Source organism: Pedobacter steynii (assembly GCF_001721645.1).
Lineage (GTDB): Bacteria > Bacteroidota > Bacteroidia > Sphingobacteriales > Sphingobacteriaceae > Pedobacter > Pedobacter steynii_A.
The window spans coordinates 6,486,266-6,513,081 of the sequence record NZ_CP017141.1 but is presented as its reverse complement, the minus strand read 5'-3'; the positions used below and the strand labels follow the sequence as shown (position 1 = coordinate 6,513,081).

19 protein-coding genes and 2 tRNA genes are annotated in these 26,816 nt (G+C 40.8%); 10 read left to right on the top strand and 11 right to left on the bottom strand.

Annotated elements, in window-relative coordinates; genetic code table 11:
- The first annotated feature begins 97 nt into the window (after positions 1–97).
- Positions 98–1,696, top strand: coding sequence for a L,D-transpeptidase family protein (locus BFS30_RS27030; protein ID WP_069382149.1), 1,599 nt, complete (start codon positions 98–100; stop codon positions 1,694–1,696).
- Here the strand turns inward: BFS30_RS27030 and BFS30_RS27025 are convergent.
- On the bottom strand, positions 1,686–2,258 hold the full coding sequence (locus BFS30_RS27025) for a DUF4142 domain-containing protein (protein ID WP_069382148.1): 573 nt from the start codon (positions 2,256–2,258) through the stop codon (positions 1,686–1,688). The two genes, BFS30_RS27030 and BFS30_RS27025, sit on opposite strands and share 11 nt — an antisense overlap.
- A gap of 196 nt (positions 2,259–2,454) precedes the next feature.
- Here BFS30_RS27025 and BFS30_RS27020 point away from each other — a divergent pair, with 196 nt between their 5' ends.
- From BFS30_RS27020 to BFS30_RS27010, 3 genes are all read left to right on the top strand, one after another.
- Positions 2,455–2,982: a low affinity iron permease family protein gene (locus tag BFS30_RS27020; RefSeq protein ID WP_069382147.1), complete on the top strand. Its 528-nt coding sequence runs from the start codon at positions 2,455–2,457 to the stop codon at positions 2,980–2,982.
- Positions 2,983–3,132: 150 nt separating this feature from the next.
- Positions 3,133–4,869, top strand: coding sequence for a GMC family oxidoreductase (locus BFS30_RS27015; RefSeq protein ID WP_069382146.1), 1,737 nt, complete (start codon positions 3,133–3,135; stop codon positions 4,867–4,869).
- Between the two features lie 21 nt (positions 4,870–4,890).
- Positions 4,891–5,517 (top strand): gluconate 2-dehydrogenase subunit 3 family protein, encoded by a 627-nt coding sequence (locus BFS30_RS27010; protein ID WP_069382145.1) that lies wholly within the window; start codon positions 4,891–4,893, stop codon positions 5,515–5,517.
- A gap of 75 nt (positions 5,518–5,592) precedes the next feature.
- Here the strand turns inward: BFS30_RS27010 and BFS30_RS27005 are convergent, their stop codons facing one another.
- Together BFS30_RS27005 and BFS30_RS27000 are read right to left on the bottom strand one after the other, a co-directional pair.
- Complete coding sequence (locus BFS30_RS27005) at positions 5,593–6,939, bottom strand: ankyrin repeat domain-containing protein (RefSeq protein WP_237028676.1); 1,347 nt, start codon at positions 6,937–6,939, stop codon at positions 5,593–5,595.
- A 16-nt stretch (positions 6,940–6,955) separates the two neighbouring features.
- A complete protein-coding gene (locus BFS30_RS27000) occupies positions 6,956–8,146 on the bottom strand; it encodes an ankyrin repeat domain-containing protein (protein ID WP_069382143.1) in 1,191 nt (396 codons plus the stop codon).
- Between the two features lie 377 nt (positions 8,147–8,523).
- On the opposite strand from BFS30_RS27000, the gene BFS30_RS27900 reads away from it, so the two are divergent.
- Positions 8,524–8,664, top strand: a complete 141-nt coding sequence (locus BFS30_RS27900; RefSeq protein ID WP_157263073.1) for a hypothetical protein — start codon at positions 8,524–8,526, stop codon at positions 8,662–8,664.
- 97 nt (positions 8,665–8,761) lie between these two features.
- The gene (locus BFS30_RS26990) at positions 8,762–9,919 is read left to right on the top strand and encodes an acyltransferase family protein (protein WP_069382141.1); all 1,158 of its coding nucleotides are present in this window, start codon (positions 8,762–8,764) and stop codon (positions 9,917–9,919) included.
- On the opposite strand, the gene BFS30_RS26985 is transcribed toward BFS30_RS26990, so the two are convergent.
- The 4 genes from BFS30_RS26985 to rhuM all read right to left on the bottom strand — a co-directional run bounded on the left by BFS30_RS26985 (position 9,903) and on the right by rhuM (position 14,119).
- Positions 9,903–10,775, bottom strand: coding sequence for a hypothetical protein (locus tag BFS30_RS26985; protein WP_069382140.1), 873 nt, complete (start codon positions 10,773–10,775; stop codon positions 9,903–9,905). The genes BFS30_RS26990 and BFS30_RS26985 overlap by 17 nt on opposite strands.
- 651 nt (positions 10,776–11,426) lie before the next feature.
- Positions 11,427–11,511 (bottom strand) — tRNA-Ser (locus BFS30_RS26980).
- Between the two features lie 119 nt (positions 11,512–11,630).
- Positions 11,631–12,401 (bottom strand): hypothetical protein, encoded by a 771-nt coding sequence (locus BFS30_RS26975; protein ID WP_069382139.1) that lies wholly within the window; start codon positions 12,399–12,401, stop codon positions 11,631–11,633.
- A 722-nt stretch (positions 12,402–13,123) separates the two neighbouring features.
- Positions 13,124–14,119 carry a RhuM family protein gene (rhuM, locus tag BFS30_RS26970; protein WP_069382138.1) on the bottom strand — a complete coding sequence of 332 codons (996 nt, stop codon included), beginning with the start codon at positions 14,117–14,119 and terminating at the stop codon, positions 13,124–13,126.
- A gap of 334 nt (positions 14,120–14,453) precedes the next feature.
- Here rhuM and BFS30_RS26965 point away from each other — a divergent pair, with 334 nt between their 5' ends.
- Entirely contained in the window at positions 14,454–15,443 is a 990-nt protein-coding gene (locus BFS30_RS26965; protein ID WP_069382137.1) for a DUF4365 domain-containing protein, read from the top strand.
- A gap of 178 nt (positions 15,444–15,621) precedes the next feature.
- Here the strand turns inward: BFS30_RS26965 and BFS30_RS26960 are convergent.
- From BFS30_RS26960 to BFS30_RS26950, 3 genes are all read right to left on the bottom strand, one after another.
- Positions 15,622–15,711, bottom strand: a tRNA-Ser gene (locus BFS30_RS26960).
- Positions 15,712–15,965: 254 nt separating this feature from the next.
- Complete coding sequence (locus BFS30_RS26955; protein WP_069382136.1) at positions 15,966–16,226, bottom strand: hypothetical protein; 261 nt, start codon at positions 16,224–16,226, stop codon at positions 15,966–15,968.
- Between the two features lie 32 nt (positions 16,227–16,258).
- Positions 16,259–17,701, bottom strand: a complete 1,443-nt coding sequence (locus tag BFS30_RS26950) for an alginate lyase family protein (protein ID WP_069382135.1) — start codon at positions 17,699–17,701, stop codon at positions 16,259–16,261.
- 213 nt (positions 17,702–17,914) lie between these two features.
- Here BFS30_RS26950 and BFS30_RS26945 point away from each other — a divergent pair, with 213 nt between their 5' ends.
- Complete coding sequence (locus tag BFS30_RS26945) at positions 17,915–21,070, top strand: glycoside hydrolase family 2 (RefSeq protein ID WP_069382134.1); 3,156 nt, start codon at positions 17,915–17,917, stop codon at positions 21,068–21,070.
- Positions 21,071–21,077: 7 nt separating this feature from the next.
- Here the strand turns inward: BFS30_RS26945 and BFS30_RS26940 are convergent, their stop codons facing one another.
- The gene (locus tag BFS30_RS26940) at positions 21,078–21,992 is read right to left on the bottom strand and encodes an AraC family transcriptional regulator (protein ID WP_069382700.1); all 915 of its coding nucleotides are present in this window, start codon (positions 21,990–21,992) and stop codon (positions 21,078–21,080) included.
- Between the two features lie 137 nt (positions 21,993–22,129).
- On the opposite strand from BFS30_RS26940, the gene BFS30_RS26935 reads away from it, so the two are divergent.
- Entirely contained in the window at positions 22,130–23,458 is a 1,329-nt protein-coding gene (locus BFS30_RS26935; RefSeq protein ID WP_069382699.1) for a sugar porter family MFS transporter, read from the top strand.
- A gap of 30 nt (positions 23,459–23,488) precedes the next feature.
- Entirely contained in the window at positions 23,489–26,815 is a 3,327-nt protein-coding gene (locus BFS30_RS26930; RefSeq protein WP_069382133.1) for a DUF5107 domain-containing protein, read from the top strand.
- The last annotated feature ends 1 nt before the right edge of the window (position 26,816 follow it).

The window sequence follows — 26,816 nt, the reverse complement described above, 5'->3', positions numbered from 1 at the left end:
ATTTTTATTTCAGTGAGTTAGTGTTTTATTTTTTTGCTGATTTGAAACAATAAAGATGGACTGGTGTTTAAAGTAGATAAGCATAATTATCTCCCTCATGTTGAAGTTTGCTGATGGTTATCGGCCTTTGAAACTGGCAATTGCTTTAGGACTAACCATATGTTTAATGTGGTCGTCCTGCAAGGTAAAAAAGCCAGTTGTTCCTGTAAAGGTACCTGAGCATGCTGTGACCCCGAAGGTAAAAGAGTTGATCAGGCTTTCTCCTGTAGAGGTGCCGGAGCCAATCCTACCTGAAAAAGTAGCAAATCCGACCTTAAAAAAAGTGCTCTTGTCTAAAAAGGTATGGGATGATCCTTCAGATTGCCTGATCCGTTATTATGAGAGTGAAAATTATAAAACGATTCTGACCGACCGGTACCTGGCTTCCGGTGACCTTGACGTTTTGTTGAAATATCTGGATCAGAGTCCACGGCACGGCCTGAATCCGGAAGCTTTTTACCTTTCCAGAATCCGGGACCTGTTCCATAAAATGGTAGAGATGAAGCCGGAAAAAATGAAATCCGATCTAAGGGCGAAAGCAGAACTGGAAGGGCTCCTTTCAGCAGCTCTGATCAAATATAGTCTGACGATGCGTTATGGAATGGTGAATCCGGATAGTGTCTATGTAAACTATTTTATCTCCGGCCCGAGTCCGGACAGTGCCGCGATGATGGAACCATTCTCCAAACCTTCCCTAGGGAATTACCTGGACAGCATTCAGCCCGCTTCCGCCTCTTATCTGGCGATGCAAAAAGCATTGGAAACCGGTATGAGCACCAAACAAATTAGTGCAGAAGAAGCGGAATTGATTATTAAAGTTAACCTGGAAAGATTAAGATGGAAAAATAAGCCACTGGCTACAAAATATGTATGGGTAAATATTCCTGATTTTAACCTGCAGGTGATAGAAAAAGGAAAATCTGTTTTACAGATGAAAGTATGTGTAGGGGAAGGGAGAAATAAAAGCTATCAGCAGCAGCTGAGTAAAGATCCCGATACGGGGTTAGTTAAAGACCAGTTACAGCAAAAGGAAAGTCCTCAGCTCAACAGCATCATTCATAGTGTACAGGTAAACCCGATATGGCATATTCCGGCAAGCATTGCCCGGGCTGAAATTTCAAAATATCAGGCTGAGGATCCTGATTACCTGGAGAACAATGAGATCGATGTCTATAGAGATGGCAAACGTATTAGTTCCAGTCAGGAGATAGATTGGAAGCAGGTGGATCATTATTCCTTTAAACAACGTCCTGGTGATCAGAATTCTCTTGGAAAAATTAAGTTTCTTTTCAACAACCACAGTAGTGTATACCTCCACGATACTCCGGTAAAAAGTGCCTTTAAAAAAGCTAACCGGGCAATTAGCCATGGTTGTATCCGTGTAGAAAAACCTCTGGAACTTGCTCTTGCATTGTTTGGCAAAGGAAAAAATTATGATCAGATCAGGCTGGCAATGCAAAATTCCTATCCAAGGGCAAAGAACATTGCTTTACCCCAAAAAATCCCCGTTTACCTCAGTTATTATACAGCATGGGCAGACCATAAGGGTGTTTTGCAGTTGAGAAGAGACGTGTACGGGCTCGATATGGTCTTATATAGTTATATGAAAAAGTATCAGATGATCAGCATGTCTGATAAGACCAATGCTAATAAGTAGTACCTGCATTAATTTCCCCAGCCAGTTTAAAATGACGTTCTACGACACGTAAAGTTTTGCTGGCAAAATTTCTGATTTTTACATCTCCCGATACGGCAGCAGACTTAAACAGATCCAGTGCTTTTACGTGGTCTTTTTCCATCATTTCCATATAATGCTTGTCGAATGCCTTGCCGCTTAGTTTTTTCATTTCTTCAATATGCTGCTGATCTGCTGATGGGAGGGTGGCGGGAAGGGTTATTTTTTTGCTATCGGCCAATGTTTTTAGGTCGGCGGCAATATTGCTGTGGTCTTTGACCATTTTTTCGCCGAACTTTTTAATCTTTGCATTGGTTGCTTTTTCCATAGCAACCTTTCCCAGTTCAATTTCCATTATTCCTGCAATTGCAGCTTCTTTTATGAATGCGGCCGGATCAGCACCCCGGTTTATCGCGGTGGTATCGGTCATGCTTTGTTCAATACTGGAATCTGTAGCACCTGCATTAATTTTATCGGTATTCCGACAGGCAGCAAATGCCAATACAACCAATGAGAAAATTACGGTTAAATGTTTAGTTTTCATGGTTCTAAGTTTGTAGTTAGCAATATTATAGCTACAAATCAGAAAGAAAAATGTTTTAAATATTTACGGATGTTAGTTGAATACCCTGCATCATTTTGCGCTGATTAGTAGCAGGTTAAGGTACTGCTTTCAAACTTTTAAAATGCTGCACTGTTATTGGTAGAAAATCACCGTGAATAAGCTAAACTTTTATCCTATGAAAAAGAATGCCGATAATTTTTTTGAACAGATATCTACTAAAATCACTACCTGGACAGGAAGTCCTGTGGCTTTTGGGGTTGCTTTTTTTATTGTACTGGCCTGGATTATTTCAGGGCCTATATTTAATTATTCTGATACCTGGCAGCTGGTGATCAATACGGGGACTACCATTATTACTTTTCTGATGGTCTTTCTGATTCAGAAAAGTCAGAATAAGGATTCTAAAGCGATTCAACTCAAATTAAATGAGCTGATTGCTGCAAGCAGACATGCCAGTAACCGGATGGTTGATATTGAAGACCTGACAGAATCGGAGCTTGATGTACTTCATAAGTATTATCAAAAGATATCTGATATCTCTGAAGCAGAAGATGATATTCATAAATCTCATTCTATAGATGCTGCAGAAGATCTCCAGAAAGAAAAGTCGACACAGAAACCATTGGTAAAAAGAAAAGTCTCTGCCAAGGTAACTCCTAAATCTAAACCTATTCCAGACCAGGTTAAAAAGTCGTCTTCCTGAGCTGTAAAAGCGATATTCGAAAAAAGATGACTGTATTTTTTTGCTTACATAAATGTGATTTTGCTTATTAAGAATCATTCTTGATTTAGCTATTTGCATATTTAGTCATATTTTTATTAATATTAGATCATCAACCATTCAACCAACTATATGAGTGAATTTCAAATCAAGAAATCGTCTGCCGTCTACGATGTTGTTATCGTAGGATCAGGAGCGGGCGGAGGTATGGCCGGATATGTATTGGCCAATGCCGGGCAAAAAGTGCTGATGCTGGAAGCTGGTGCTTATTTTGACCCACGTATCGACGCACAACAGCTAAAATGGCCATGGGAATCTCCCCGACGCGGTGCATCAACCACAAGACCCTTTGGAGATTTTGATGCCTCGTATGGAGGTTGGGAATTAGATGGAGAACCTTATACCCAAAAATCCGGAACCGAGTTTGCCTGGTTCAGGTCAAGAATGCTTGGAGGAAGAACCAATCACTGGGGTAGAATTTCGCTTAGAATGGGTCCTCTGGATTTCAAATGTAAGGATGGACTAACCGACGACTGGCCTATTACGTATGATGAGCTAAAACCTTTTTATGATAAGGTAGACCGCCTTATTGGTGTTTATGGAAGTGTCGAAGGGATCGAAAATGAACCCGATGGTATTTTCCTTCCTCCTCCAAAACCAAGACTTACGGAGTTGTTTATTAAAAAGGCCGGACAAAAGACCGGAGTAAAAGTTATCCCTGGAAGAGGCTCTGTTTTAACAGAAGCATTACCTGGAAATAAAGACCGTGCTCCCTGCTTTTATTGCGGGCAATGTGGCCGTAGCTGTAAAGTTTACGGAGACTTTTCTTCTTCTTCCTGCCTGGTTATCCCGGCTGTGAAAACAGGAAACCTAACGGTAATTACCAATGCAATGGTAAGAGAGGTGCTGACGGACAAAAATGGATTGGCTACCGGTGTATCTTACATCAATAAAAAAGACGGACAAGAGTACCAGGTGAATGCTAAAACAGTCATCCTTGGTGCGAGTGCATGTGAATCTGCACGGATCCTGTTGAATTCCAAATCAGCTGCACATCCCGGCGGACTGGCCAATGGCAGCGGTATTGTAGGTAAATATTTACATGATTCTACAGGTGCAAGTCTGGGTGGATTCCTGCCACAGTTAATGGACCGTAAACGCTATAATGAAGATGGAGTGGGCAGTGTTCATATCTATTCCCCATGGTGGCTGGATAATAAAAAGCTTGATTTCCCAAGAGGATATCATATCGAGTATTGGGGTGGTATGGGAATGCCAGCCTATGGATTTGGTGGCGGTACTGCCAAACTAAACGGTATGGTTCCTGGCAGAGACGGCAAAATGAAGGAAGCCGGAGGTTATGGTGCTTCTTTAAAGGACGATTACAGACGTTTCTATGGAACATCCGTAGGAATGGCCGGTAGGGGAACTGCTATTGCAAGAGAAAGCAATTATTGCGAAATTGATCCTAAAGTGGTTGATAAATACGGTATTCCGGTATTGAGATTCAACTATAAATGGGCTGACGAAGAAATCAAACAGGCAAAACACATGCAGGAAACATTTCAATCGATGATGCATGCAATGGGCGCCATTATTACCTCTGATATTCCGGGACCTGAGACCAATTATGGTCTGGAGGCACCAGGGAAAATCATCCATGAGGTAGGTACCATCAGGATGGGAGATGACCCGAGAAAATCAGCGCTGAATAAATGGTGTCAGGCACATGAGTGTAAAAACCTGTTTGTAGTAGATGCTGCACCTTTTGTACAACAAGGAGATAAAAATGCAACCTGGACAATTCTTGCCCTTTCTATGAGAACTGCGGAGTACATCCTGGAGCAAAAGAAAAAACAAAATATTTAATCTGTTTAAAACAAAGAAATTATGAACAGACGTGATTCACTGAAAGTCTTAGGACTAACCGCTGTTAGTACTGCAGTATTATTGGATGCCTGTAAACCAGGTGAAGATAAGAAAGCATTGGAAAATCCGGAAGGAGCAGCATCAGAAGCCGGAAGAGAAGAGTGGGAAGTAGAAAGAGATAAAAAACTGAAAGCCGAAAAATTCTTCACTGCTCATGAAATGGCAACGATTACACTGCTTGCAGATATCATCATTCCTAAAGATGGGAAGTCAGGAAGTGCATCTGATGCAAAAGTGCCTGATTTTATTGAGTTTATCGTGAAAGATATGCCTGAGCATCAAACTCCTATGAGGGGAGGATTAAGATGGCTGGATCTGCAATGCCTGAACCGCTTTGAGAAATCTTTTAAAGATGCTTCTTACGAACAGAAAATAGAAATGATCGATCAGATTGCCTATCCGAAGAAAGCAAAGCCGGGCATGGAGCAGGGGGTAGCTTTCTTTAACCTGATGAGAAACCTGACCGCATCCGGCTTTTTTACCAGCGAGATTGGTGTGAAAGACATTGGTTATGTAGGGAATGTTCCAAATAAATGGGAAGGAGTACCTGCTGATGTACTGAAACAATACGGAATGGAAGGGGTTTAAAGAACTGAAATGTTCTGAAATAAAAAGAGGTGCTGGTTTTTTCTCCGGCACCTCTTTTTTTATTTATCGAGTTTTTTACCCCTTCAGGACTTTTTGTTTTTCCAGATCGAACTCTTCCTGACTTAAAATTCCGGCATCCATTAATTCTTTAAGGTCCAGGAGTGCCTGTTTTTTTAAGGCCATTTGGTTCTCCGGAGCTTTTTCATTTGATGCAACAGGCTTTTCTGCAGGAACATTAGCCGATACGGTGTCCTTAGGGCTAAATTTCAGCAGTAGTTCTGTAATTTCATTAAATCCTTTAATATTGGAATAATCGATTGCTTTCTGTTCTTTTACGTTCACTACAGATGGATCTGCCTGGTTTTCCAGTAAGTATTTGACGATGTCTTTTTTACCATCGGCAGCAGCGTAATGTAGCGGGGTATTTCCACTTTCATCAGCAATGTTAATTGACGCTCCATTTTCTATCAACAGCTTAGCCAGGCTAAGATGACCTTTCTTTACTGCTACATGAAGTAAAGTTTCTCCACCATAATTGTAGCTGCTATCTAAACTGAAACTGCTGTCTAAGGAGATATTGGTAGCGTTTTCGATCCAGTCGAGATACGAATTCATAGACTCATCATCACCGGATAACGGTTTGCTGTAATTCACATCTATCCCATTTTCCAAAAACAAACTGACAATTTCTTTTTGATTATGGCTGCAGGCATACCATATCGGTGACAATCCGTTTTTAGAAGATACTTTCAGGTCTGCTCCACGTTGAACCAGGATCTTGATCAGCATATTGTTATTTTGATAACAGGCCAGTAAAAGCGCAGTTTCCCCAGCATGATTAGCATGATTGATGTCTGCAGAATTGTCTAACAGCAATTCAATAATTGCATTTGTTTTCGCGCCAACCGCAAAGAGAAGCGGACTGTTACCAACCTTATCTGTGGTATTGGTGTCGGCACCAGCATCAATCAGCTTCTGTACAATTTCTTTATTTCTGAAGCAGGCAGCCACCAATAATGGGGTCTCTGCCTGGTTGTTTTGTAAATCAACTTCAAGGCCTTTCTGCAAGAGTTCGTTTAATACTTCAATCTGAGCGGTCTTTGCTGTCAGATGCAGGAGACTATTTCCCTGATGGTCGTTGATATCGGCCTTTGCCCCGTTTTCCAATAGATATAAAGCCGTTTGCTTTTGCTTCTGCAGGCAGGCAAAGAAAAGAGGAGTCTCCCCGTTGTGGTCTTCATAGTCTAACTCAGCTCCGGCTTCGATCAATGATTTTACAATGTCGAGATAGCCCTGATGAGCAGCGTAATGTAAAGCCGTTCGTCCTTTCTCGTCGGTATAGCTGACCTCTACTTCGTTGTTTTTAAGCAGTATTTCTGCAATTTTTCTCTTGCCGGCTTCGCAGGCAATTATAAATGACATGGACATTCTTTTCTATTTAGGCGTTTTGATGGGTAAGTAACAACTCTACTGTTTTTGATTTTAAGTTATCATCAGAAGCAAGCATCAATGCTGTTTGCTCTTTACTGTTTATGAGGTTAACGTCTGCACCTTTTTCGATCAGTAGTTTTGCTTTTCTATAGGTATCTTTTGCAACTTCCTTATCATAGTTGACATTGAATGCACATACTTTGTGCAGCAGTGTATTTCCATCTTCGTCTGTGGCATTGATGTCGATGATATCCAGGTCAATAATGGCAAGGAGTACTTCAAACTTCTTTTCTACGGCTTCCTCCAATGGTGTTTTTCCATTGCCATACCAGATTGCCGGTTGTTGTACATCTGCACCATCTCCGATTAGTTTCTTCAAAAATGCAATGGTGTCCTGATCAATGCGATGTATCCGTCTGATAAAATCAAATAACAGTGTGACCCCGTCTTTATTCGGCTCATCAAATTCAGGACTGGCGTATTCTTGCAGTTTCTGATAGAGCTTGAAGTCTCCTTTGTGTACAACTGCCTGAAAAAAAGCAGATTCCCCGGAATTGTCTCTGTGGTTTGGATCTGCACCGTTTTGAAGCAGCAGGTCAATTAAATCAGGTTTATTATAATCGATGGCATAGAATAAAGGAGTTTCGTTGACCACATTCAACGCATTTACGTCAAGGCCTTCTTCAATAAGGAGGTCAACATAGGCAAGGGATTTTTCTCCTTTAATGCGGTTGTTCCTGACTGCCTCGTGCAGCAGGCTCAGGTCGGAATTGTTTTTATAATGTACATCCAGGCCTGCAGCTATCAATTTTTTGATGATCCATAAATCAGCGCCCTCCTCCATTGCATAACTCAATAAAGTCTGATCTGCTACTTCATCTTTTATATTGTCCAGTTTTGCAAGAAGATCATCCAGAAATCTGACAGATATTTCATCGTCTTTAAGATACATGACAATGTTTTTGAATATAGATTTTTTAAAAGAATCATATTCATAGATATCTGTTTCGATTATCTTTTGATCAATCAATACCGGGATGAGATCAAAAACCTTCTCATTAATCACCTTCGTAAAGATCTGATCGCGATGAAATTCCTCCAGCCCGGAAGCCAGGTTCTTATCGTTTTCTAAAAGGAGTTTGGCTTGTTCGAAATTATTTTCTCTAAATGCTTGTAATAAAGCGGTAGTATCTGGCATGTCTATAAATACTTAATTTTTTATAGGTTATCAAAAATCAGGCCGTGCCATTGCAATATTCTGGCACAATCGGGCTACATGAGCCTGATCATGACAGGATGGAACAGGAAAGATGAATGCAGGTGGTTGAATATAAAAGTATTAACTTTGATTCAGTATGGAATGTCAAAGGTTTGTCCGGATGAAAAATGTGCATTCAGGTTTTTTGATGATCGTCTTTTTATTGATCAGTTTTTTTGCATTATCTGGAAATCAGGCTTTCTTCTCTGTGCAACAGCAAAAATTCCAAACTGAGTTAGTCCTGGCTGGTAAGGGACTAAAGGGAAAGCAGGTGAATTTTTATGATAAAAAACCTGTAGCAAAACCTTAGTCTGGCCATGCTGGGAATTAGCCTGGGAGGGGGAATACCTATACCTGTTAGCCATAGAAAAGAAAACCAGATAGAGATCAGGCTGGAGTTGCCGGAAGAGAAAGAAACGAAATACAGCGATGAAAGTATATCTGCTTACAAAGAGTAATTTAAAACTGAGTTAATGCTGATTCTGAATTAGAAATCAGAAAGGGATGTGGACTATTTTTAGGAAACCTTGCGAATATTTTATTAATTTAGCCATTATGGTTAGTGAATATCAGCAGGTTTCAACTCAGGTCATTAAATACAATCCTCAGCTGGACGGGCTTCGTTTTTTTGCAGTTTTAGCTGTAGTCACTTATCATTGGATGCCCTATATTTCAGAATTAAAGATCAGCTATTTCTTTGGTGGGTTTATCAATTTTTTCTTTGTACTGAGCAGCTATCTGATTACTAAAATATTATTCTTTGCCAAAGAGAAGAGTGTAAGTAAGGGGATTTCGAAATACAAAGTCATGAGTGTATTTCTTTTACGGCGTGTGATCCGTATATTTCCTGCTTATTACTTTTTTCTTTTGGTTGTTGCCCTTATGCCGGTTATCGGTATTGAGGTTAGAAAGAATGCGGATATGTACTTTTCCTATCTGATCAATTACCAAATGTTTCATGATCAGATCTGGTCACCTGTAACGTCACATATATGGACACTCGCTGTGGAAGAACAGTTTTATTTCATTTGGCCATTTGTCATTCTATTTGTTCCGCACAGGTATTTGCTCAGAACATTTTTACTTATGCTGATCTGCAGTGTTGTGCTCAGGTTGTTTACTTATCAGCCTTTTGAAACAATCCCTCAGGTAATACTTACCCATTATTGTTTAGATCCTTTTGCTATCGGAGGACTGCTTGCTTATAAATATACCCTACCAGTTGAAAAAAGGGGGGCAATCAGCAAGGGTTTTAATATCGCGCTTTATGTAGCGATCCCTTTGGCATTGATGATCGTTCTTCTGCAATCCTTTTATTTTTCGTTTGTGGTAGGGGCGCTGGTGTTTTCAATTATCTCTATGAAATTAATTGAAGGGGCAATCCTGGGCTACAAAGCTTCCTTCGGGAGATTTCTTGAACACAGGATCGTACTCTTTATCGGGAAGATCAGCTATGGAATTTACCTGTATCACCTTCTTGTTCCTATCGTATTCTGGAAGTTATTTGATAAATTTTATGACAGCCTGGAGCATCATTTTCCTTCCTTTTTCAAGAACAACGAAAAAGGAATTGAGATCTTTTTCAAGATTATTGTTTCGCCGGGAAGCTGTTTCATTATTTATGCGATATGTACATTGCTTGTCGCTATATTATCATGGAATTTGATAGAAAAGCCATTTTACAGGTTAAAAACAGCTATTTCATCTCTATGATTTCGCTGGCGATTTTACCATTCCAGATGTATTTCACACGTTTTTTACTTTCTTTATAAGTTAGTTCCTTCTGGTCGGGGTCTATTACTTCTCCTTCGATGATGTCTTTAATAATTAAGGAAGGGTCAAGGCCGTGCTCGGAAGGGAACAGCAACTTTTCTTCATAATAAGAAACGCCAGCATCACTAACATTGGTCTTTCCCGGCAGGGGTAGAAATTCCGATCCGGTCCATCCAAGATAATAGTGGTCCGTTGGTACGCCACAGGATTCACTAAAAAAGCCGATCCGGTAAATGGATTGTAAGCCTGCTAAGCCCATGTTGTCCATGATTTTTCCACTGGTTGAAGGTCGGTCTCCCTTTGTGATTAAAATAGACGTTCGGCCAATAAGGTGGCTAGAAGCATCTAAAACCTTAATTTCACATAGGGAGAGGTGTGCCTCATCATTTGACCGGTTCAGGTATTTGTTGAAACCATACATCCATAGCTTGCCTTCCTTGTCCGTATTTGTTCCAAGAGCGAGCAACCCCAGCCAGATAAATCCAGACCGCTTTTGCTTCCCAATAGTATATTCGACCTTATGCCATGGTGCGTGAAAATCTTTGATTAAGGTATTGTTATAAGCTTCGCTTTTGATTATAACTTTCGTCCCGGCGTTCAAGGAATCCAATAACGCTCCGTTTAAACCAGGATAATCTCGTATATAAGCGATATCTGCGAAGACGCAGGCAGTATCATTGATGTTTTTATTCCAGAGGTTAAGTTCTTTATCTACGGCATAGGCCGCGGGGCGCTCCTGCGCCTGAAGACTAACAGAAAAGATGATTAGCAGGGCGGCAAACATTTGTTTAAACATGACGCAAAGAAACAAAAAAAGATAATTACTTAATTTATCTGGCCATTTTTATCTACTTTAATCAATACTATGGAATAATGATAATCGTCGAAATGAACTTTATTAGATAAGAATATAAATCCTCCCGCTTTGAGAGGCTTAACAGTAACTGGCCAGCTATCCATACTACAACGGTAACCGCCATTTTCAGTCCTTTCACAACCATTGATCCCAATATTCCGTAAAAACAATATTGTGATAAATTACATTGAAGTTAATATTCCGGAATACCTCTTTTATAACGTTATATTTCTCTGTTTTTGTTGCCCTGGATTCCCTGCAGTTGTCGGTTGTATTTTTAATAATTAATAAAATTTACGGAGTCGAAATGTGATCTGATTTTTATAAAATAGTGATCAGTTTGAAGGTAAGGTGATTTTTGTTTATGTTATTAAATATAGCTGATAAAGATGTACATGTTTTAACTCCCCAGCAGGCAGGCCAACGGAGTAGTAAACAATAGGACTGCTAAAAGGCATACGGCTTTTTTGAAGTAATGGAATTCCCGCTTACCCTTTTTTACGGCTCCCTTAAAACTATGATTTCGAAATAAGTAAAAATCCTGCTATTCATACGATTAGCAGGATTTTCTTGGTCTTTGATACCTTCTAGCGGAGAGCGAGGGATTCGAACCCCCGGACCTATTACAGTCAACAGTTTTCAAGACTGCCGCATTCGACCACTCTGCCAGCTATCCACTGCGAAGGTAAGAATTCTAAGGAATTCTGCAAAGCTAGTCCCTCTTATTTAGCTATAGAATAGCTTAACCGCGTATCAGACAGCCTGAAATATTGATTTTAGTTGATGGCGAATACTTTAAAAATAGTTGCTCACTTTTGATACACTTTCCACCCAAGCGCCTGAATTGGACTGTAAAACGTATTCGCTCAGTCCCACCTCATTTTTATCAGGGGCCCAATCATATGTATAACCTAGACGCGTCCAAGGGTAATGGTAATCAGATGTAGTTGATAATGTTCGATAATAGGCAAAAACAATATAGTTATTAAACCATGAGGTGAAATCTTCAGGATTGCTATTGTTTAGCGCTGCACCAGTTGTTTTAGTTGTGATCACCCGGCTACCTGCTGGTCGATACAAACGTTCTGGGTTTACCCAAACCTCGGCGATATGCGTATTACTTCGTTCATTAGCAGGGGGTAGGCCCAATAGCTGGCAGATACGCATTGTTGTATCACTTGTCGCAGAGAAGGAAGAACCGATGCGTGCTTTCATTTGTTGTGGAATGAATAACCACGATTCGCCCCATGAAGTAGTAATTGAATCACCAACAGGATAGCTGGAAGGATAACGCATAAAACTAGCCAGCAAAACATGTGGCTTACCCTTAATTGTTTTCCATTTCAGAGCAGTGTTTTCAGGTGTTAAGGCCCATAAGGTGTCAATTATTTCTGCACTATCAGCTACCATTGCATCCAGTATGGCGCTTTTGTATAACTCGTTCATAGAAAGTACAGTTGGTTTTGGTTCTGGTACAATATTGTCTTTTTTACATCCAACGAGCATAGCAAGCATAAATGAGGCACATAACAATAAAGGAGAGCAATTAATTGATGTTTTTTGCATATAATTTAAAATTTCGTTTAAAAACTGAGAGTTTAAAGATAATATAAAATAGATTTATTGTATAGTGAGGTGGTTTTACTCTCAAACTATAGATACGTAACTGTCAATAAAAAAAAGGCTTGTTTTGGTGTATACATTGAAATTGACCATAATTATGCAATGAAACCACTATTTATTCATCTTGTTCATTTTTTCGCATAAGATATCCTGCTCTGAATTCAAGCGGCCTGACATAGGTTGTTTCATTTTCCGGGGTCAATAAAGCGTTTGGAAGAAATATCTGCTTATACTTCACGCAATCGTGATAATTGCAATTGCTAAGAACACCATTTTTTTGGATTAATATTTTTTGAGCCTGGCGTTTTAATTTACTTTCAACTACTCGCTGAATGATTCAGCGATTTATAAGGAATGTCGGTGTGTTTTGACTTTCAATTAAAACAGAAAGCCTGAAATCTTACGATTCCAGGCTTTTTGTATGGTTTTATGACCATCTGGCGGAGAGTGGGGGAATTGTACCCCAGGTAAAAATCTCGCTTTAATATGGTGTCGGATAGGTTTGTGATTGGCGTCACCGAATCACTCACCGATTTTGTTTTCTTTTCATAGCTGCAAATGCTATGTCACTAATTTAGATATTAAATTCTTATTCATGCTAAGACTTGGGTCGATTACTGCCTCGGTACTGACGAAAAGCGCAGGCCCTTAGATGCTTTTATAACTTAATTTTTAATGTTAATTAAGTTAACAACCACCTTTACCATCATCTCTTTTTCATCCGACTTACTTTCTGCGATCATTAGTGTTAATGCCACTAATGCATTGTCAGCGATTCGTTTAGAACCATCCGTTCTATAAAGAATATTGTTTTTGTCTAAGAACCACACAAAAAGATAGGCAGCTATTCGTTTATTTCCATCTGAAAAGGAGTGGTTTTTAACTACAAAGTACAAAAGATTAGCAGCTTTTTCTTCAACACTCGGGTACAAGTCTATACCAGCAAATGTTTGATATATTGTGGAAATTGAGCTTTTAAAAGATTCATCTTTTTCATTTCCAAATAATGAACTGCCCCCGAACTTATCTTTGAGATCATATATAGCTTGTTTTGCTTCGTTGTAGTTTATGACAAATAGCTCTAGAGCTGTTGTTCCTTCAATAGCTAACTGCTGATGGTCATATTTGTCAAGAATATCAAGTGCGTATGCGTAATCCGTTACGACTCTCAATAATCCGGAGGCTTCGTCAGAATTTAGCGGCCTGTTTTCTAGTATATTACTTAATAATCCTACGGTGTTCTTCAAGGATTTTAACTGGTCATTCTGTTCTCTTAATCTTATCTCATTTAAAGAATAGCCTTTTATAAGATATTCCTTCAGAATTTTATTAGCCCAAATGCGGAATTGGGTGCCTAGTTTTGAATTTATTCTATAGCCAACAGAAATGATAAGATCCAGATTGTAGTGAATTATCTCTCTTCTTATAGTTCTTGAACCTTCTGTTTGAACTTGTGCAAATTTTGCACAGGTTGATATCTCGTCTAATTCTCCAGCTTTATATATATTTCGGATGTGTTTAGCTAATGAAGTTCTGTCTGTTTTGAAAAGTTCAGCGAGTTGATGTTGGTTTAGCCAAATACTATCATTTTCCAGTTTAACTTGAATAGAAGTATTTCCGTCTTTAGTTTGATAAATCGTAATTTGATCTTTAGTTGTCATAATCTGGATTGGATATATACGAACCTATATAAAAAGTGTGAATAAAACACGGACCTGGGCTTAAAGAATAATTAATAGAGGAATCATTTTTAATTATTACTATAGGAATGATTAAAAAACTGAAAAACTTCAGATCTTGTGGTTACAGGCATCTGTATGATTTTATCGAGTATTTGGAGGGGGTACCATGGGTTGGAATTACGCTTTAATATGGATTCAAAGAGGTTTGTTATTTGTGACTCACTGAATCACTAACTAATGTTATTTTCATTTTAGCCTCTAATGCTGTGTTACTAAATTACAGATTTAATTTTAATCATGAGACGACCTTATAATGAGATATAATAACGAAGAAAGACTCGGAGTATATTCAGTTGCTAAAATTTTCTCTGAAAATCTGAAATGGATTTTTAGAGAGCAACCAATAAATGATTTTGGCATTGACGCCTTTGTCGAAATAACGAAAGATAGGATAGACTCAATTCCAACTGGAAAATTATTTGGTGTCCAAATCAAGTCCGGAGAGAGCTATTTTAAAGAATCAAAAGATGATCATTTTGTTTTTCGTGGCTCAAAAAAGCATTTAGAATACTGGTTGAATCATTCCATGCCAGTGATCGTTGTCATCTATGACAAAATTAATAATATTGCCTATTGGCAAGAAATCAATCATGCAACAGCTATTTTAACGGAGAAATCCTTTAAGATTAAAATTGCTAAGAAAAACATATTGATAAATAGCAGTCGTATGATGCTCGAAAGTATTGTCTTGTTTAAAAATAAATTTCAATACAAGCTTTGGCAATTACTTACATCAAGAGAACAAACTAATCAGCTTTTAAAAAAGAAACAATTGTCCCTGTACATAGAGATTGATAGCATCCCTTATTCTAATGAATACCATATCACATTGTTGGTTTGTGATGAAGATTGGGGAATTTACCCAGGGGTGTTTTACGGTTTGGACAACGAACAGGCTAATATATTTGAATATTCTTTCCGCCTTTTAAACGGCGGGAGCTTAACCGAAGCAGTAAATGACACTTTACCTTGGGCTGATTTATTTGTAGATGGCGCTAACGCTACAGATGGATTGTTAACATCGTTACTTGCGGATGAAATTTTATCCTATGATCAGGAAGAGTTTGTCGAAGAGGTTTCTGAATTGAGGGCTAGAAATGCTTTTTTGGAAATGGCTTGTTATCTTTCGGGATCATCGATTCAGAAATTGGAATTGAAAGCCAATGAACTAACGTCCGCTTTTTTCCAAATGGATGCTTTCCTTAATAAGGAGCCTATTGTAAAAACACTAGTATACCTTTAATGATTAAGAGTCAAGATGATCATTCTTTCAATACGATTATTATAAGGATTGTGTTAAATTCTTGGTGACTCTTGTCTAGAATTTACTCACCAATCTTATGAGAGTTTTGATACCCGATAAAAACAAAAAGCCTGAAATCTTACGATTCCAGGCTTTTTGCATGGTTTTGATGACCATCTGGCGGAGAGTGGGGGATTCGAACCCGCGGACCCTTTGACAAGTCAACAGTTTTCAAGACTGCCGCAATCGACCACTCTGCCAACTCTCCGGCGCAAAAGTACAAATCCTGTTTGATTTTCCAAACTAAGATTGATTTATTTTTAAAAATATTGTAAAACCGCCTTATTCGACTGATTAGGCGCTAAAAAGACTGATTTTGTTCTTCCATTAGGTTACATGTGGCCATAGTCAGGCCAAAATATCAGTATCATTTGAAGGTTCAAACGCTGATATGGAGGAGAGGAGTCTGATATTTAAGCAATTTATTCCGGTACAACAACTGATATTGTACCGGAATTTTTATTATTTACCGCCTTTAGTACTTTTCAAATTTTCAAGGTAGGTCTCTAAAATGCTTTTTAAATAAAGTTCAGGTTTCGGCATGGTAATGATTGCACCTGGCTCTTTATCCTGAGATTGCTTAATGTAATTAGCTTTTATCTTCCCCCAATCCAAAGAATAAAGCTGAATAAAGGTGTCCACAAATTGCTTGTCTGTATAATCTTTTGGAAGCTTACTCAGCACCATTTCAATTTTCTCTTCTTTTCTATGTAATACTGCCATGTAAATATTTTTCTTCCAAAGTTACGAAGTAATTATAGCTTTTCTACCTTAATTGAAGAAGCCTTATCATTAAAGCTTACTGCGCTCAGGATTGGGGTATGCTTAGTCAGGCTAATGCTTGCTCCTGTGAAGTTGTTGTGCTCGTAAAGTGTGATTTTCATCCCATCGGGTACACCTACACTAGAGATGGCATCATTGGTAATGCCTAAAGCCTGCAGTTGTGTCATCGTGTAATTTCCGGGGCTCAAAGCTTTTCCTAATTTTAGGTAATTCTCATCCGCATATAAGTAAACCTGTGTGCCGGAAAGTTCCTCCGGAGTAAAACCGAATGAATTCAGGTAATAATCCAGGCCACTATTGTACTTTGTTCTGTTTGGAGCCGCTATACTATAGATGGCATTGATTTGATTTTTCATGGCATATACCATTTGATCCAAAGCATAATAGGTTCCTGCAGCATTGTAAGGCTTGTTATAGTCTGATCTGGTTTTGTCTGGTGCCCATTCTGTGTTTACAAATTCAAGATGGACATTGTTGGCAGGATCCACAATATAAGGTGTCCAGAATTTGATTTGCTCGGCAATAGTGCCGCCAGTAACCTCGGAATTCCATTTTGTTACCCTTTTGTAGATCAGGCCTGAACTCTCTATGCGGCCATTGTGGATGGCGATAATTCTTAGGATCCGGCCAATAAATGCCAGATTATAGGCATGATAGGCAAATGCATCCCTTCCCAGAAAATCTACACTTGCTCCGTCTACGCGGGTATCTTTGTCAAAATGAGTATAGATTATATTCTTGCTCTCCGTTATGTACGCCGGATCATTCAATATATAGCCAATATTCAGCATCAGCCAGCCTCTGATCGTTTCCCAGTTGTTTGCACGGGAAGCTGTATTTTTGAAGACAATATATTTCTTTTTGAACCAATTGTCTATCGCAGTTTTACTGTCCGTATCAATAAATGCCCTGATCAGAGAATAGCCTTCATAGAAGCCCTGGTAGATACTTTCATTAGGGGTATGGGTGGTTGCGATGTTGTTTGCATTGACCCAGGCCAGGAGAATGTCTCTGGCTTTATCTCTATAGATACCGGAACTATCCGAGTTTTGAAACAGAAATGATTGAAGCGCAGTTTTATAAATCCGGTCTCCATCTGCTTTGACTTTGGCAGAGGTCTGGCTGTCGGTTAAACTACTTACCGGACTCGGGGCAACGCTTAATGCTGCCTTTGCAGGATTAGTTACCGTATTGCTGATCAGTTGCAGTGCAGCCGGAGTATTGGAGATATCGTTTAAAATATCCTGAAATCCCTGCTCAGTCATGATCAGGTTGGGGCTGTAGCCTGGACTAAGCTGATTAACAAGAAGGGTGTTGGATTTCAATTGAGAATCTTGTGTAAGCGTTGATTTTTTACAGGAAGTATGGGCAAGTATGCTGCTGCCTAATACCAATAGGATGATTTTACTTTTCATAACAGGGTTTAATTTGGTTATCAATTCTAATAAAGGTAAAAGGATGGAAACCCCGGTAGGGGTGACAAATCAAACTTTATAGGGGGAAAAACTATGGCATCCCATAAAATAATCCATCATTAACGATATAATATCCATTCGGAATAGGCTCAGTTCATTTAAGTTTGTACCTGATCAGATGATCTGTTTTTTTGCCATTTTAAAGTTCAATTTATGAGATGCTTTACTGTCCTTCTTCTTTTTGTTTTAACCTTACAACAAGCTTTTTCACAGGAACAATTGTCGCTGGCAGGTTCCTGGAATTTTCAACTTGATCCTGCCGGTAAGGGAGAAAAAGAACAGTGGTATCAGCAGAATTTTAAAGAGCAGATCTCATTACCCGGTTCTACGGATGAAGGTAAAAAAGGAACCAAAACAGAAGGGGCCGATTACGGTATTCTCTCAAGGGCTTATAAATATCTCGGAAAAGCATGGTACAGCAGAGAAATCAATATCCCCCTTGCCTGGAAGGGAAAGGAGGTGGAGCTGTTTTTGGAAAGGGTCATGTGGGAATCGAAAGTATGGGTAAACGGCAAAGCTTTAACCACGAGGGATGCACTGGCCGTACCACATCTGCATTCACTGGGTAAATTAAAACCGGGAAAACACCTGCTGACCTTGCGCATTGATAATGGAATGATTTACAATATCGGAGATAAGGGCCATGTATATACAGAATATACCCAAAGCATCTGGAATGGCGTTGTGGGAAAGATGGAACTGAGGGCAAAAGAGCGCAGTCGACTGAGCAATTTGCAGGTTTTTCCTGATGCAGGGAAAAAGACACTGGAGCTGAAGATGAAACTGGAAAACCCTATAGCAACCAGAATCACCTATACTATTCTGGATTTGCAAACGAACAAAAAGGTATTCAGTAAATCGCTGGCATTGTCTGCCGCAGAAAATCAAACACATCATTTGCAGTTAAATTTCCCGTTAAAGCTATGGGATGAGTTTTCCCCCAACCGTTATCGCATCATAGCTGAATTGCAAAATAAGAATAAAACGAAGATCGATTTTGGCTTTCGGAGCATCGGTCATTCTGCTTCAAAGGTCCTGATTAATAATGCCCCGGTATTTATGCGGGGAAATCTCGACTGTGTTCATTTTCCACTTACAGGATATCCTTCCTGTGATGTAAAAGAATGGGAAAGGATCTTTAAGATCTATAAATCTTATGGCCTTAACCATGTTCGTTTTCACTCCTGGTGCCCTCCGGAAGCTGCATTTGAAGCGGCAGATAAGCTGGGAATTTATATCCAGGCAGAAACCATCTGGATCGACTGGTGGATGACCGAGCCACCTAAAGACCGTCCGGATATGCTGACCCAGGGATTGCCTAAAGGTCTCGGGAAAAATCCCTCTGCCGATCAGTTTGTGCAGGAGGAAATGCAGCGTATGCTGGATGCTTACGGGAATCACCCTTCCTTTGCTATGCTGTGTATCGGAAATGAGCTGGGGAATTCTGATTTTGAGGTGATGCAGGAATGGATAAAAAAGCTAAAAACAACAGACAACAGGAGGTTGTACGCAGTATCTACAGCAAGAAAAATTATGCCGGTGGATGATTTTTCTGCTACCCATAACATTCCGAATGTTGGCGGTACTTATGGTTTGCAGGGAGCACGTACGGATTACGACCTGGAGAAGAATTATTCCAGAAGCAATATTCCAATTCTTGCTCATGAAGTAGGGCAGTTTCCGGTATACCCTTTATGGTCCGAAATCAATAAATACACAGGAGTCCTGAAGGCGCGAAACCTGGAAGTCTGCCGGGCTTCGGCCATTGCCAATGGCCTGGAAAAGCAGGATGAAGTGTTTCATAAATCTAGTGGGGCATTGCAAAGGGTATTATACAAGAGTTTAATTGAGAACTTTTACCGTACTCCTTCCTGTGCAGGTTTTCAAATGCTGAGCATGCAGGATTATCAGGGCCAGGGAGAAGCACTGGTTGGCTGGCTGGATGTGTTTTATGAGGATAAAGGCAGCACCTCTCCGGAGTATTTTAAACAATATAATAATGCAGTGGTTCCTTTGGCAAGATTCGAAAAGTTCGCCTGGGAAAACAGGGAAGCATTTCATGCAACACTGGAGCTGGCCAATTATGGAAGTGCCGATCTGATGAACAAGGTAAAGTGGGAAATCCGGACAGATAATGAGGACCTTTTAGGAACCGGAGTGCTGGAAGCAGGGATCGTTAAAAGAGGAGAAGTAAAACAGATCGGTACCCTAAATGTGGCTTTAGGGAAAGTGAAGAAAGCAACAAAAGCCCGGTTGCTGCTCAGCTTACCAGGAACGGAATACCGCAATGAATGGGACCTGTGGATCTATCCGGATCATACCGATGTACCATCCTCTGCACAGGTCATAGAAACTGATGTGCTTGATGAAAAGACACTGGACGCTTTACAAAATGGAAAAACAGTGTTGCTTTATGCCGCAAAACTGGGAAACACAGAAAACTTCAGACCCGTATTTTTCAGTCCTTTGTTTTGGTCTAATGTATTTTTCCCAGGTCAGGAAAATACGACGCTGGGAGCCTATATCAATGATAAACATCCTGTATACCGTGATTTTCCTACAGATTCCTGGACAGATTGGCAATGGGAATCGATTAGCAAAGGAGGCAGGGCATTCAGACTGGCAGGATGGCCGCAAAACATCCAGCCTATGGCTCAGCCGATCAGTGATTTTCATCTCAATGAAAAGTTAGGTGCCCTGATTGAGTGTAAGGTTGGGAAAGGAAAGCTGCTGATTTGTGGTTATGATGTACAATCTGCTAAAAACCCTGTCGCCAGACAATTCAGGTACAGCCTCTTAAATTATATCCATACAAAAGACTTTAATCCGGATACAGAAGTAGATCCCGTTCTGCTGAAAAAAAGCTTCCCATTTATCAAACAGGCGGAAAGTAAAATCCCTGTTCCGGCCGCCTTCGCAGATGCTTTACTGTACGCCAAAGCGACGGAAAGTACAGCAGTTCTGAAGCGCAATACCAGCTATGAACTTAAGGGGGCCGAGGGCACCTGGCGCTGGGACAATAAAGCGGCCTGGTATGGTAAGAAAATGGAACTGGAGATCAATCCTCCTCAAGGGGTAATCGGTGAGTTATTTATTCATTTTGCAGATTGGAACAATGAGGGCAGAGATGTTAAAATATGGATTGAAGGGAGGGAGTTTACGACAGGTAAACTGGATAAAGAAGGTAAATGGGTGAAGCTATTCGTGATGAGGGAGGATACCAATGATGGAAAAGTAAAGGTTCGTATGGAATCTCTTGCCGGAAGCAATGCGATGATTGACGAGCTGGTATTTGTGGAAAGTAAATAAACCTGTTTTATAAAGATTTATTTTCGCGCAGTGTTTCTCTGCGGAGCTTATAGTCTTGTGGGGAAACGCCCATTATTTTAGAAAACATTCTTGAAAAGTAATACTGGTCATCTATACCCAGTGTTGCAGCAATCTCCTTAATCCGGAGCTCCGTAAATTGCAGATACTGACAGGCTTTCTGTATTTTAATATGGTTGAAGTATTTGATGGGGGCAAAGCCGGTTTGCTCTTTAAAGAGGGCAGAAAAATGAGAGGGTGATAAGTTGGCAGATTTGGCAATTGCATTCAGTGTAAAGGTGGTATGCAGGTTTTTCTGCATAAATTCTATTGAAATATCAATGGGGTTTACACTGCTTTTTTTAGAAGAGTAGTTGAATTTCTCATCAAAAATAAAGGACGACAGGAAATGGGAGAAGCTCATATTCACATAATAGAGGTTATCTCTGCTATAACCGCTTTCCAGGTTTAAATAGATGTCGTCAAAAAGCTTTATCCTGGATTCGTTGAACTGGACAGAACCTTTATAACCTTTTTGCCGTTTAACCAGCAGTCCGATCAGGGACTTTACCAGATGGCCCTTAAAATGTGCCCAATAAATGGTCCATGGATTGTTCCGGTCCGAAGCATAGGAATGTGATTTTTCCGCAGGAATGACGATGAAATTTCCCGAATTTAGGGTATAGGAAAGCCCTTCAATCTTCACTTCACCTTTTCCATCAGTACAATAAATCAGAATGTATTGATCTATGCCATGATCGCGTTCCCGGTAATGGAACTTCGCCTTCGGATAGAAACCGATGTCTGTGATGTAAATTCCGGATAACAATGGGTTTGGAACACAGTTTTTTATCAGGATCGGTCTTGGCAATACAATGGCTTTCTGGCCATCAAACCCTTCTTCTTTCTTAATATCAGTGCTCATGTTCTCCATATTGTGGCTTCTGTTGGCGTGAATTTATATAGATTATTCCGTAATATAGTCCATTACTTTCGTAAATATCTCTATTGTTCTGTCACTGGGATAAGCTCAAATTTGATTTAACCAAATTAAACCTGAAAATGCAGCATTTTAAAACTTCGTATCTTTTGTCTATCTCTTTTATCTCTGCACTTGGGGGATACCTCTTTGGTTTTGACTTTGCCGTCATCTCCGGTGCATTGCCCTTTTTGCGAGATCAGTTTGGATTAAATGAATACTGGGAGGGTTTTGCGACCGGGTCGCTTGCCCTTGGCGCGATTATCGGCTGTTTGGCAGCTGGCCGGGTAGCTGATAAATATGGCCGCAGACCAGGGTTGTTTCTGGCCGCACTTATTTTCGGGGTTTCTTCGCTGGCCATGGCTTTTGCCTCTGGTCTGGGTGTTTTTATTACGGCGCGTTTTATAGCGGGAATCGGGGTAGGAATGGCCTCCCTATTGTCGCCCATGTATATTGCAGAAGTCTCTCCGGCACAATACCGGGGCAGAATGGTCAGCATCAACCAACTCACCATCGTACTGGGAATATTGATTACCAACCTGATTAATTATTCTCTTCGGAATAGCGGGCCTGATGCCTGGAGGTGGATGTTTGGTCTGGGAGCTGTTCCTTCAGCATTGTTCATTATAGGGGTCATCTGGTTGCCGGAAAGTCCAAGATGGTTACTTAAGGTCGGAAAAGAACAGAAGGGACGGGCGGTGCTGGAGAAAATCGGCGGGCCAGAATTTTCCAGCAGTTCCATGGACCTGATTAAGCTTTCTTTAAAAGGAAACCAACAAGTCAGCTATAAAGCGGTATTTGAAAAAGCGGTATTTCCGGCGGTAATGATCGGTATTGTCCTAGCGGTTTTTCAGCAGTTATGCGGCATTAATGTGGTCTTCAATTACCCTTCAAATATTTTTGCAAGTATTGGGGCTTCGAAGGATGACCAGTTGTTGCAAACCGTTTTCATAGGAGGGGTTAACCTGTTTTTCACCATCCTGGCGATGTTTCTGGTCGACAAGATCGGACGGAGGCCTTTGATGCTGTTTGGTGCGTTGGCACTGGCCATACTATATGTCGTAATTGCTCAGCTGCTGGCCATTCAGTCTGCATTGGTGGGCATGTTTCTGCTGGCAGCAATAGGCACTTATGCCATTTCTCTCGGGCCAGTAACCTGGGTATTGATCTCGGAAATCTTCCCCAATCACGTCAGAGGGGCAGCCTCTTCCATCGCCGTCCTGTGCTTATGGTCGGCCTATTTTATCCTGACCTTTACCTTCCCGGTGCTAGCGAAATGGATTGGAATGCACCATACTTTTTATATCTATTCGGGGATTTGTGTGCTGGGCTTCTTGTTTATAAGGGCCAAAGTCAAAGAGACCAAAGGCAAAACACTGGAAGAACTGGAGTCCGTATTTACCCCTCATTAACCTATAACATATCTATCAAGAAGCAATATTATGGAAGTAAAAGCATGGGTGGAGAAAGTGATCATCCCCACTTACGAAACAGGCAAACCTGAGAAGAATCCGATTTTTCTGGAGAAAAGAGTTTACCAGGGAAGTACCGGGGCAGTCTATCCAAATCCGGTAATCGAAAAAATATCAGATGAAAAGACCGATAAGGAATACACAGCAGTATATATAGAAAATGAATTTCTCAGGATTATGGTGCTCCCTGAACTGGGCGGCCGTATTCAAAGGGCTTTTGATAAAGTACGAAACCGTGATTTTATCTATTATAATCAGGTGATCAAACCTGCACTGGTGGGCTTAACCGGACCCTGGATTTCCGGAGGAATCGAATTTAACTGGCCACAACACCATCGTCCAAGTACATTTGATCCAGTGGATTTTACGATAGAAGAATATGCCGACGGCAGCAAAACGGTTTGGGTAAATGAGCTGGAGCTGATGTGCAGAACAAAAGGAATGGCTGGTTTTACCCTTTATCCTGATAAGGCATATCTGGAGGTTAAAGGCAAGATATATAACCGTACTCCTTTTCCTCAGACATTTTTGTGGTGGGCAAACCCTGCGGTAAAGGTGAATGACCACTATCAATCTGTTTTTCCGCCCGATGTCTATGCTGTCTTTGATCATGGAAAACGGGATGTCTCGGATTTTCCGATCGCTACAGGAACCTATTATAAAAAGGACTATGCACCGGGAACGGATATCTCCAGGTATAAAAATATTCCGGTACCCACTTCTTATATGGCCATCCGCTCTCAGTATAATTTTATTGGTGGCTACGAACATGATACCGAGGCGGGAATGCTGCACGTGGCAAATCACCATATCGCACCGGGAAAAAAACAATGGACCTGGGGAAATGGTGATTTCGGACAATCCTGGGATAGAAACCTGACCGATGAAGACGGGCCATACATTGAGCTGATGACGGGCGTATTTACGGATAATCAACCGGATTTTTCCTGGTTACAGCCCAATGAAGAGAAAACATTTGAGCAGTATTTTATGCCTTACGCAAAAGTAGGGGCAGTTAAAAATGCCAGTAAAGAGGCGATGCTGAATGTGGAACCGAATGGAGATCAGGTAGGGATAAAGGTCTATGCCACCTCGGCTTTTCCAGGAGCAATAATTAAGTTGTTTGTAAATGAAGCGCTTGTTGATAGCAGTGTATTTGACCTTTCGCCCTCGGCTATATTTGAGAAGAATATTCAGCTGGAGGGTAACGTATGTCAGGAAAATATCAGTGTGCGCGTAGAAAGGGCCGATGGTAAGCTCCTGATCGACTATGAACAGGAAGAGCAAACCAACAAAGAAATTCCTGCAGCAGCAACTGCAGCGAAGGATCCGGAAGAGATCAGCTCCGTAGAAGAATTATACCTGAATGGTTTGCATATTGAGCAATACCGTCACGCAACTTACGCGGCAAGGGATTATTACCTGGAAGCACTCAGACGCGAGCCGGGAGATGCCCGATGTAATAACGCGATGGGGTTATGGTATATGAGACGCGGACAGTTTACCAAAGCTGAGCCCTTTTTCCGGACTGCAATAAAGACCTTAACCAGCCGGAATCCGAATCCTTATGATGGGGAGCCTTATTATAACCTGGGCTGGTCCTTAAAGATGCAGGGGAAATCGGAGGAAGCTTATGAAGCAATTTATAAAGCGACCTGGAATGCCGCCTGGCAGGATGCCGGTTTTTTTGCACTGGCGCGGATTGCCTCAGAAAAAGGAGATTTTGAGGATGCTTTATACCTGCTGAATAAATCGCTGCAAAGGAATGGACAGGCGCATTCGGTACGTCACCTTAAAGCAGCTGTTCTTCATAAAATGAACCGGGTTAAAGAGGCGATGCAGGTTATTGAAGAGTCTTTACTGATTGATCCTTTCAATTTCGGATGCCTTTATGAAAAATATGTCATCCATCTGGAGACAGCTGAGGGTGCCGTCGCCGGGCAAGCACTGAACCATTTTGTGCAGCTGATGAGACAGGATGTCCATAATTACATAGAATGTGCGCTGGATTATGCTCATGCAGGATTATACAAAGAAGCGATTGCATTTTTATTGGTTTATACCGGGGAACAGGAAGGCGCAGTATATCCAATGGTGTATTACTATATGGGCTGGTGTTACCTGCAGATTGAAGACGGGCAGGCAGCAAGGTCATGTTTTCTTGAAGGGGAACAGGCGATACCTGATTTGTGTTTCCCGCACCGGATTGAGGATGTAAAGGTTTTATCCTCCGCCATCACGTTAAATCCAGGGGATGCTAAAGCGCATTATTATCTGGGGAATTTCTGGTTCGACAAACAACAGTTTACTGAAGCAGTAGCATGCTGGGAAAATTCTGTGTCTTCAGATCCATCTTTTCCAACGGCACATCGAAATCTATCTCTGGCCTATCAGAATCATTTGAATGAGTCTGACCGTGCATTGAAAGCACTTGAAAAAGCTTTTAGCCTGGATAAGACGGATGCAAGGGTATTTATGGAACTGGATCAGTTGTATAAAAAAATGGGATACACACCGGAGCATCGCCTGGCGTTTTTTGAAAAATATCCGGAACTGGTCAACGATCGCGATGATTTGTACCTGGAGCAGGTGACGTTGTTGAATCAGCTGAACCGTTATCAGGAGGCCAGGGCATGTATTGCAGTGAAGCAGTTTCATCCCTGGGAAGGGGGAGAAGGAAAGGTAGTAGGACAGTATCTGCTTTGTCATATTGGATTGGCAGTAAAGGCGCTGAGGGAAGGCGCATATGAGCTTGCACTGGAATTGCTTTCGGCTACAGTGGAATATCCGCATCATCTTGGTGAAGGGAAATTATATGGTGCACAGGAAAATGATATCCACTATTTGCGTGGCTGCATTTACGAAAAAATGGGATGGACAGATCAGGCAAGAGAACAGTTTCTGATGGCAACTACTGGGCCGGATGAACCGGTACAGGCTATATTTTATAATGATCCACAACCGGATAAAATCTTTTACCAGGGCCTGGCCTGGCTAAAGCTAGAGGAACAGGAAAAGGCAAAAGTGATCTTTGAGCGCTTTATCCGATTTGCTGAGTTACACCTTGACGATAAGATCAGGATCGATTACTTTGCGGTTTCCCTTCCGGATTTACTGGTATTTGATCAGGACCTCCATTTGAAAAATCACATCCATTGCCAATATCTGATCGGTTTAGGCCATCTTGGTCTGGGACGTGCTGAGGAGGCGCGGGCCAGGTTTAAGGAGGTACTGAAGATGGATGTAAACCACCAGGGAGCGAGCACCCATCTGCACCTTTTTCCGCAACTTCTTTAAT